Annotated in this window: 13 protein-coding genes and 1 pseudogene; 8 read left to right on the forward strand and 6 right to left on the reverse strand. The window is 62.1% G+C overall.

Annotation, left to right across the window (positions count from 1 at the left end):
- A pseudogene (locus AHiyo1_RS21770) lies at window positions 1–299 on the forward strand (FGGY-family carbohydrate kinase); the annotation flags it as partial.
- An 88-nt stretch (window positions 300–387) separates the two neighbouring features.
- The gene (locus AHiyo1_RS21775; RefSeq protein WP_059389968.1) at window positions 388–783 is read left to right on the forward strand and encodes a hypothetical protein; all 396 of its coding nucleotides are present in this window, start codon (window positions 388–390) and stop codon (window positions 781–783) included.
- 24 nt (window positions 784–807) lie between these two features.
- On the opposite strand, the gene AHiyo1_RS21780 is transcribed toward AHiyo1_RS21775, so the two are convergent.
- The gene (locus AHiyo1_RS21780) at window positions 808–1,035 is read right to left on the reverse strand and encodes a hypothetical protein (protein ID WP_253257550.1); all 228 of its coding nucleotides are present in this window, start codon (window positions 1,033–1,035) and stop codon (window positions 808–810) included.
- 123 nt (window positions 1,036–1,158) lie between these two features.
- Between AHiyo1_RS21780 and AHiyo1_RS21785 the strand changes: the two genes are divergently transcribed.
- The gene (locus AHiyo1_RS21785) at window positions 1,159–2,643 is read left to right on the forward strand and encodes an MFS transporter (RefSeq protein ID WP_059389969.1); all 1,485 of its coding nucleotides are present in this window, start codon (window positions 1,159–1,161) and stop codon (window positions 2,641–2,643) included.
- Window positions 2,644–2,662: 19 nt separating this feature from the next.
- Here the strand turns inward: AHiyo1_RS21785 and AHiyo1_RS21790 are convergent, their stop codons facing one another.
- From AHiyo1_RS21790 to AHiyo1_RS21800, 3 genes are all read right to left on the reverse strand, one after another.
- Window positions 2,663–3,115, reverse strand: a complete 453-nt coding sequence (locus tag AHiyo1_RS21790) for an Hsp20/alpha crystallin family protein (protein ID WP_059389970.1) — start codon at window positions 3,113–3,115, stop codon at window positions 2,663–2,665.
- A gap of 391 nt (window positions 3,116–3,506) precedes the next feature.
- Window positions 3,507–4,190: a hypothetical protein gene (locus AHiyo1_RS21795; protein ID WP_059389971.1), complete on the reverse strand. Its 684-nt coding sequence runs from the start codon at window positions 4,188–4,190 to the stop codon at window positions 3,507–3,509.
- 46 nt (window positions 4,191–4,236) lie between these two features.
- A complete protein-coding gene (locus AHiyo1_RS21800; protein ID WP_253257551.1) occupies window positions 4,237–5,010 on the reverse strand; it encodes an alpha/beta hydrolase in 774 nt (257 codons plus the stop codon).
- A gap of 252 nt (window positions 5,011–5,262) precedes the next feature.
- On the opposite strand from AHiyo1_RS21800, the gene AHiyo1_RS21805 reads away from it, so the two are divergent.
- The 5 genes from AHiyo1_RS21805 to AHiyo1_RS21825 all read left to right on the forward strand — a co-directional run bounded on the left by AHiyo1_RS21805 (window position 5,263) and on the right by AHiyo1_RS21825 (window position 7,897).
- On the forward strand, window positions 5,263–5,655 hold the full coding sequence (locus tag AHiyo1_RS21805; protein ID WP_059389978.1) for a nuclear transport factor 2 family protein: 393 nt from the start codon (window positions 5,263–5,265) through the stop codon (window positions 5,653–5,655).
- A gap of 102 nt (window positions 5,656–5,757) precedes the next feature.
- Entirely contained in the window at window positions 5,758–6,048 is a 291-nt protein-coding gene (locus AHiyo1_RS21810; protein ID WP_059389972.1) for a hypothetical protein, read from the forward strand.
- 75 nt (window positions 6,049–6,123) lie between these two features.
- Window positions 6,124–6,471 carry a VOC family protein gene (locus AHiyo1_RS21815; RefSeq protein ID WP_059389973.1) on the forward strand — a complete coding sequence of 116 codons (348 nt, stop codon included), beginning with the start codon at window positions 6,124–6,126 and terminating at the stop codon, window positions 6,469–6,471.
- A gap of 75 nt (window positions 6,472–6,546) precedes the next feature.
- The gene (locus AHiyo1_RS21820) at window positions 6,547–7,554 is read left to right on the forward strand and encodes an isopenicillin N synthase family dioxygenase (RefSeq protein ID WP_059389974.1); all 1,008 of its coding nucleotides are present in this window, start codon (window positions 6,547–6,549) and stop codon (window positions 7,552–7,554) included.
- A 31-nt stretch (window positions 7,555–7,585) separates the two neighbouring features.
- The gene (locus AHiyo1_RS21825) at window positions 7,586–7,897 is read left to right on the forward strand and encodes a hypothetical protein (RefSeq protein WP_059389975.1); all 312 of its coding nucleotides are present in this window, start codon (window positions 7,586–7,588) and stop codon (window positions 7,895–7,897) included.
- Between the two features lie 2 nt (window positions 7,898–7,899).
- On the opposite strand, the gene fdxA is transcribed toward AHiyo1_RS21825, so the two are convergent.
- On the reverse strand, window positions 7,900–8,217 hold the full coding sequence (gene fdxA / locus AHiyo1_RS21830) for a ferredoxin (protein WP_059389976.1): 318 nt from the start codon (window positions 8,215–8,217) through the stop codon (window positions 7,900–7,902).
- Between the two features lie 6 nt (window positions 8,218–8,223).
- The coding region (locus AHiyo1_RS21835; protein ID WP_113990739.1) for an aldehyde dehydrogenase family protein at window positions 8,224–8,622 on the reverse strand (399 nt) is incomplete at its 5' end.

The following is an 8,622-nucleotide window of genomic DNA, read 5'->3' on the forward strand; positions in this document are numbered from 1 at the left end:
CTCGCCGCCGCCTACGCCAGGACCCTGGCGCGCGCCGAAGAACTGTCCGGAAAGCGGACGTCAGTGGTCCACATCGTGGGCGCGGCTCGCAAAACAGGCTGTTGTGCCAGCTCACCGCGGACGCCACCGGCAAGACCGTGATAGCAGGTCCGGTCGAAGCCACGGCCCTCGGAAACGTCCTGATCCAGGCCCGGGCGGCAGGAGCCATCAACGGAAGATTGGCGGAACTGCGGGCACTCGTGAGGGCAAGCGTCGGGCTCGAAAGCTACGAACCAAAACTGGCACTTCAGAGTCCCTAGGTCCAGCGCCCTGTTGTGCCGCAAAACCCCTCGATAAACTTAAGGGGCGCCGAAGAGACGCAAGGTTGGTTGCGGGAAAGGCAAGATCATGTCCGACAGCAGCGGCGTCGAAGAACCCACTGAAGATGAGACAAGTGGAGCTCGCGAGGAACCGGAACTCAGGGGCCGTTACGTCGAGGGGGAGTACGGCAAGACGGGAACGGAACCCGGGCGGCACTCCGAAGACGAAGAAGGCCAATACAGCGAAGGAGACTACGGAGCGGCGGGCAGCCAAGGCGGCTTGCCCGAACCCTTGGGTGGGAAAGCCAAGGAATCCGGGCGCTACGCAAAAGCCGACCTCGGTGACGCAGGAACAGTTCCGGGGCGCACAGCAGAGTCGGAAATCGGCCAGTACGCGGAGGGGGACTACGGCGCGAACGGCGCAGTGGGACCGCTACGCGAGGCGGCCAAACCACCGGTGCCAGCGGATGACGACGACGACTGACGCAGTCGAGTGCCCTGGCATCGATTACGTCGGCCGGACCGTGTTTTCTTCAGACTTGGCCCGGAGGAACCTCAGATCCTCGGGGGAGAGGCTGACCTGGCTGTGCTGGTCGGCATCCGGGGTGATGCCGGTTTCCTTATGGAGTATCTCCGTGAGGGTCCGCGGCAAGACCACGCATCCAGGGTTGTCGATTAGCCAATGCCGCGTTTCGGGGCTGAGCATGTCCCAGTGGTCCCTGATGTTCATCTCCATGGATGGCGCCTAACTAAGTGGGTGCAGGGAAAAATGGTGGGTGCAGACAAGAATGCCGGCCGAGGCCGGTGCCGGGAACGTAATTAGGATACGCCGCGGCATAGGGGAAAGACAGGCCCGGAGATGGCAACTGAAAGCGACGGCGTAGGCTTCCGATCCAAGCGGGGCCCGATACTCATAGCCCTGATGCTCTCGAGCGGCCTTGTCGCGATCGATGCCACCATTGTGGCGACTGCGGTGCCTTCGATTGTGCATGAAATCGGCGGGTTTGCCTCGTTCCCGTGGCTTTTCTCCGCCTACCTGCTCGCACAGGCCGTTTCGGTTCCGGTGTACGCGAAACTTTCCGACATGGCAGGTCGCAAGCCGATCATTCTCACCGGGATTGGACTCTTCCTGATCGGATCGATCCTCTGCGGCTTGGCGTGGAGCATGCCTGCGCTCATTGCCTTCCGCGTGGTTCAGGGCTTGGGTGCCGGCGCGGTCCTCCCGGTGGCCATTACCATCGCCGGCGATATCTACACCCTCGCCGAGCGTGCAAAGGTGCAAGGCTACCTGGCCAGCGTGTGGGCCACCTCGTCGGTTGTCGGCCCAACACTGGGCGGCGTGTTCGCTTCGCTTGGAGTGTGGCGCGGAATCTTCCTGGTCAACATTCCGCTGTGCCTCGTGGCGGCGTGGATGCTGGTTCAAAAATTCCAGGAGAACATCGAACGGGTAAAGCACCACGTCGACTATCTGGGAGCCGTCCTTCTCACGGTCACGTTGACCTTGACCATCCTCGGGGCTTTGGAGGGTGGACAGGCATGGGCCTGGGATTCTCCGATCAGCATCGCGGTGTTCGCCCTTGGTGCAGTGTTACTCGTTGCCTTCGTCCTGGTCGAGCGACGAGCAGCTGAGCCTGTCCTTCCGCCGTGGGTGGTTTCGAGGCGCCTTCTCGCCACGACCGCCCTGATCTCCTTCGGGGCCGGAGCAATCGTGCTTGGCCTCACTTCTTACGTTCCGACCTTCCTTCAAGGTGCGCTTTCGGTGTCGCCATTGGCTGCGGGCCTGTCATTGGCAGCCTTGACCATCGGCTGGCCCATCAGTGCTTCTCAGTCGGGCCGTTTCTATCTACGGATCGGCTTCCGGGCAACAGCGTTGATCGGGATCACCGTCACCCTCATCGGTTCGGCGGCCCTCGCCGTGACGGCCTACACACCGAACCTGGTGCTCGTCGCGGGCAGCTGCTTTGTCGCGGGACTTGGGCTTGGGCTTCTGGCAACCCCGAGCCTGATCGCCGCCCAGTCCAGCGTCGAATGGCACGAGCGCGGAGTGGTGACGGGCACCAACCTTTTCGCGCGATCCATCGGCAGTTCTCTTGGCGTCGCCGTTTTCGGCGCCGTGGCTAATGCGATCTACGCCGGCAGCCCCGGTGGCGGGAAGAATTCGCAGGCGGTTGTCTTGGCGTCTGCTGCAGTGTTTCTTGCCGTGCTCGTGAGCGCCGCGCTCACAGTCATCGCTGTCTTCGCAATGCCCGATACGGCCCCGGAGGCGCCTGCGCCCCAAGGCAAAGGACCGGCCCGCCTGCTTCAGAAAGTGCGGCGACTCAACGGGCGGGACGGAGGCCCTTAGGCCCGCGTCCTCGGCTGGGCTAGTTCCCCGGCTCCTCCGGAGACTGACTGGCTTCGTGGCCAGCCGTACGGACAACGCGGATCTTCGTGGTCTGCGGCTCTGACTGTTCGGGGAGCTGGATGCGGATTTCCAGGACGCCATCCTCATACGTCGCGACGATGCCGTCTTGGCTCACTCCGCGGGGCAGCGGGATGCTTCGGGACCGTTCGCCGTAACGGAGCTCGGTGCGGTAGCCCTTCTTGTCAACGTGTTCGGCATCCTCTTCGCGCCGCGCCTCGATATGCAGGGTGTCGTCGGCAATGCTGATATCGACGTCGGTCTCGGGGTCGATTCCAGGCAGATCCACCCTGACAACGAGCGTGTCCCCCTCTTGGTACTGCTCGATGCGGAGCGAAGGGTCGGATTCGCCTTGAAGGAAGCGTCGGAGCGGCTCCGGTACTCCAAGTCCGCCGCGTCCGAATAGGTTGTCCATGATGACCTCCTGGTAGGTACCGGCTGCGGGCCAAGTTAGACGTGCCGGGATGAGAAAAAAGCTACGCCTAGCATGGTCCCGTGGATAGCCCTTTGTCTCAGCCGACGCGGCGTCCACCACTTAATAGCGCAATCTTGACGACGGCTGTGCCGGGTCGGAGACTGAGCATAGGAGGCGCGCCGTGGGCAATTTACCGTGGATATTCGTGCTGCTCATCCCATCGCTGGGCTTCATCTTCTTCCTGATTTACGCAAATATTCGGCTCTCAGCCAGGCGGAAAGCCCTTGGGTTACCCCCTCTAGGTCTGACTCCACGTCGTTCCAAGACTCGACACCGGAAGCACCACAAGTATGTGATCATCCATCGCTTGAAACACTGAGATCGGTTCCTCTCAGCTTTGATGGAAGTCCGGAGCCTTTGGGGCGTCGAGTATTCCAGCGATCTTCTCTTCCAGGGCGGCGATGGTCGCTTCGGGCAGGACAATCAGCCCATCCAATTCGCGCCGGGCGCGCTTGTAGGCGGTCTGTCGCTCCGCCGGCGTCGCTGCACTGTCAGAAGCGATCCTCAGCAGCTTCCTGGCGGTCGCCAGCCGCTGGCGCTCGGGCTCGGTGAAGTTGCTGTCCTTGATGCGCTTGGCTTCCCGTTCCGCCACATCGAACGCCAGCTCGAAGCTCCGGACGGCCGCGCGATACTCAGCCAGCCGGGCCGCCGTCGTGATTTCTCCCGGAGTTGCCGGACGCAGACCGTCAGCATCCCGCTTGGCCCGAAGAAATTCCACGGTGAGCGGTTCGCGGACATCGGACATGACCGGAAAATCGATGAGCTTAGCGATGTCGAGTTCGTATTCGAGCCATCGCCTGTTCACGGCGTCGTGTGCTTCTTGCAGCCGCACCACCTCGGCCTGGCTGGCGTGCTCCGCTTCCGCCGCGCGGTTCTTGAGCTGATAGAGCTCCACCCGACGGCGGTGCCGCCTTTCGCTGGCCCTGGACCAGGACCGCGCCCACCCGCCAGCCAATCCGCTCAGCGGAAAGATCAGCCACCAGTTGTGGCTGACGAATTCGAGGAAGGGATTCACCGCTTCATCGTCCCACCGGCCCGGACCTGTCTCAAGAGGGCGCAGCCTAGCCGACCTTCCGGAGCCAGTCCGTCAGGAGCGGCAAGACGACGGAGCTACGCATCGCTCCGATGTGATCAAGGCCAGGAAGCACGTGGACATCCCAACCGGAGTCAATGAGTTCTTGCTTGTGTGTCGTCAGGGGCTCGCCGATCTTTACATGAACGTTGCCCCATGCCGGGCCGTAATCGATCAGATCGTCCGATCCTGCGAAGGCAAGGCGGGGCAAACCCGGCTGGACTTCGGCGGCGGAATCGTCGAAGTCTTGAAGGGCCTCGTAGAGAGTGACGAATTGTCGGGTTTGTGCTTTGTTCGTTTGAACGGGCACCGAATCCCAGTCTCCAGGCTCAACGTCGGCGGTCGGTGAAGGAACGACGTCGGCAGATTGTGTGGACATGGAATGTGCTGCTCGCGTGACCGCCAACATGCTCTCGTAGGGTCCATCGAGGGGTGGGAAGCCGCCCATCACTAGCGCCCAGAGCCGGTCAGTGCGGATTGCTAGTTGCAAGCCACAAAGTGCCAGCCAGGAGTAGCCGTAATAGGCGAAGCTGCCGGCATCAGCGGCATCGGCGATGGCAAGGAGATCAGCCGTGACATTCCGTGGAGTAAGGGTGTCCGGTGCGGGGTGGGCCATCCGGTGGCTTTCATAATCGGCGACGATGACGCGGTGGGATCGCGCGAGTCCGTTCACAAGATTGGGTCCCAGATCCGGATCTGCGCCCCACCGGCGCATCGTTTCGGCTTCCTCCGGCGGATAAGGGGCGAAACGGGCCGGAACCATCAGGCGCGTCCGTTTCCGTGGATGGCGATGGGAATCGTCGTGCCGTCGTGAAGAACGGCTTCAGCGGTATCAATCACGGCTTACCCTCCATCCAGGTGCGGCCCCTTGTGGTCAAGCTTGCCACCGAATCGCCGGCGGCGGGCGTTCGCGTGGTCGCCCAACTCAAGCTCTTTCCCATCGACAGGCACCCTGCCCAGGAATAGCCTTAAGCCGTCCCATTGACCTACGAGGATGACGGAGAGGTATCCGAACATGGGAGCTACAGAAAACGCCGAATTGGTCCGGCGGGGATATGAGGCCTTTAACACGGGTGATCTGGCGGCACTCAGCGAGTTGTTCGCTGAGGACGCAGTCTGGTACGCAGCTGGGAATGGCGTGCTGTCCGGCACTAAGCAAGGACGCGACGCCATTCTGGCCTATTTCGGCGAGCTGGGAGCACGTTCCCAGGGTACCTTCCAAGCCGCGGTCCAGGACATCGTCGGTGGAGAAAGCCACACCGTCGGGCTCCAGCAAAGCCGCGCAGAAAACGATGGAAAAACCTTGGATATTGCAACTGCCATTTCCTTTGTTCTCCGCGACGGAAAGGTCGTAGAGGGCCGGGAATTCTTCGAGGACACGGCCAAGGCAGACGAATTCTGGACCTGAATCCCGGAGGTGGATCCCGCTTTTGAAAACTCATTGACATCCCGGGCGGCGGGGTCTATTGCTTGGCATGTCCACACCCATCCACACCAGCAAGGAGCAGATATGGAGCCGTACGGAGTGGTGCACTTCTTCCCGGGAGGCACCAAGGACCAATACGAGGCGTCAATAGCCGCTGTTCACCCAGGAGAGGGGCTCTTGCCCGAGGGCCAGACTTTCCACGCAGCAGGCCCGTCGGCGGGCGGTTGGACGATCATGGCCGTCCACGAGTCGAAAGAAAGTTGGGAGAAATTCCGCGACAGCATTCTCATGCCCCGCATGCAGGCGGGCATCGCGGGTGGATTCGAGTCACCCCCGGAAGAGACCGTCGTCGATCTCTACAAGGTCATGCCCTAACCATTCGAAAAGGCCGCCCCCAGGTCTCGCGGGCGGCTTCCGACTATCAGCGAGGGAAGTGGAAAGGAAACAGTTTTGGCCTCCATAGTGAACTACTTCGAAGTCGGTTCCCCCGATCCGGAGGGCACGCAGGCCTTCTACGGCTCGCTCTTCGACTGGAGTTTCGGTGAGTCCTCTCCTGCCAGCTACCAGATGGTGAATGGCGACAAGGGCGGGCTGTGGGACACGACCTCGCTCGAGGGAACGTCGTGGGCGATCTTCTACGTCCAGGTTGACGACGTCAAAGCCGCGATCGCCAGGGCCGAGTCTCTCGGTGCAAGCGTAGCCATTCCGTTCGTTGACAACGGCGCGATCGAGTTCGCGCACCTCCTGGACCCGCACGGCAACCGTTTCGGCGTGTGGCGTCCCAAACAGCCGAACTGAAGCGTAGGGATCATCCGCACGACGGCGACACTCGATGAACACGACGGCGACACTCGATGAAAAGGACGAAGTGCATTGACTCTCGATACATTGCCCGTGATCGATTTCTCCCGTCTGGATGCAGGCCCGGAAGAAGCCGCACGATTCCGTGACGAACTGCGAGATGCCATGCATGAGGTTGGCTTCCTCTACCTAGCCGGCCACGGCATCCCGCAGGAGTTGACGGACGCGATTCTCGACGTGTCGCGCCGCTTTTTCGAGCTGCCGGAAGAGGAAAAGCTCGCGATCGAGAATGTCCACAGCCCCCAGTTCCGCGGTTACACCCGCGTTGGTGGCGAGCTCACCGACGGCGGGATCGACTGGCGCGAGCAGATCGACATCGGCGTCGAGCGCGATGCTGTTGAGCCGGGCCCTGGCATTGCCGAATATTGGCGCCTGGAGGGGCCCAACCTGTGGCCGGAGGCGTTGCCCGAGATGCGGGACATTGTCTCGGAATGGACCGAACGGCTGAGTACCATCTCGCTTGCGTTGCTACGGGCACTGGCAGTTTCGCTCGGAGCACCCGAGGACACTTTTGATGCGGCATTCACCGAGCGCGCTTTCCCTGTCCTCAAAATTGTGAGATATCCGGGGGAGTCGAACCCGGAACCCAAGCAGGGCGTAGGATCCCACCGTGACGGGGGAGTGCTCACGCTTCTCCTGGTTGAGCCCGGGAAAGGCGGTCTCCAGGTCGAGTACCAGGGGAAATGGATCGACGCCCCACAAGTGCCGGGGACTTTCGTGGTCAATATCGGCGAAATGCTGGAACTGGCCACCAATGGCTACCTCAAGGCCACCCTGCACCGGGTCATCTCACCCCTTCGAGGCACGGACCGGATTTCGCTTCCCTTCTTCTACAACCCCGCACTGGACGCGACCATGCCACAGCTTGCCGTGAGCCCTGAGTTCCAGGCAAAAGCCCGTGGCTTGTCCGTTGACCCGACAAACAGTCCGATTCTGGAAACCTACGGGGACAACGCCCTCCGGTACCGGCTTCGGGCCCATCCGAACGTCGTCGCAGAGCATCACGCCGACCTGCTGTGAGCCGGACAGGTCAAAGCCGGATAATGGGGTCATGGATTTCGAATTGCTCACCATCCAGGATTGTCCCCACAGCTCGGCGGCCCGCGAACTTTTCTCCCGGGCCGTGGAGCTGGAAGGGAACAACCCGGCCTTGATTTCGGTCAGGGAGATTGTGAGCGACAAAGAGGCGGAAATGGCCGGATTCCACGGATCCCCGACGTTCATGGTGGACGGAACTGACCTCTACCCGTCCACCGCGGAACCGGCTATGGCGTGTCGCGTCTACCGTACGGCCGATGGCTTAAGGGGCCTGCCCAGCCTGGAGTCGCTTCGACGGGCGATCCAGGCCAGGCTGGCCGCCTAACGTCAGCCCGGGACGTGTGCCGCTGAAACCACCGGGTGGTCCCGGCCCAGGTTTCCCAGCGCCGAGGCTCCTTGCGGGGATCCGAGTTCCTCGAAGAACTCGACGTTGGCCCGGACATAATCTGCCCACTCATCCGGGACATCGTCTGAATAGTAGATCGCCTCCACCGGGCAGACGGGATCGCAGGCGCCGCAGTCCACACATTCGGAGGGGTGGATGTAGAGCGAGCGTTCGCCTTCGTAGATGCAATCCACAGGGCATTCGTCGATGCAGGCTTTATCCTTGACGTCCACGCAGGGCTGCGCGATCACATAGGTCATGACGCGCTACACACCGGTGTAAACGGTCTTGCCCCACGTGAAGACGTCCAGTGCGGACTTGCCCTGCTCGCGGAAGGTGTTGGTGGAGGAGTCCTTCACGCCACCGAACGGCACGTTCAAGTCCAGGCCGGCCGTGGGACGGTTGACCTTGATCACGCCCGCCTGCGCGCGTGCGGCGAAATCCGTGGCCAAGGCCAGAGAGTCGGTGCAAATGCCTGCGGTGAGGCCATAGCGGGAATCATTGATGGCGGCGAGTCCGGCCTCGTAATCGGGGACCTGCAGGACCGCGACTACCGGACCGAAGATTTCCTCGGTCACGGCAGCGTCGTCAAACGCAATATCGGTGAGCACCGCGGCAGGGAAGAGCAGCGCTCCGGAGGGGTCGCCGTCGTACTCTCCGTGAAG

The organism is Arthrobacter sp. Hiyo1 (assembly GCF_001263615.2).
Taxonomy (GTDB): Bacteria; Actinomycetota; Actinomycetes; order Actinomycetales; family Micrococcaceae; genus Arthrobacter.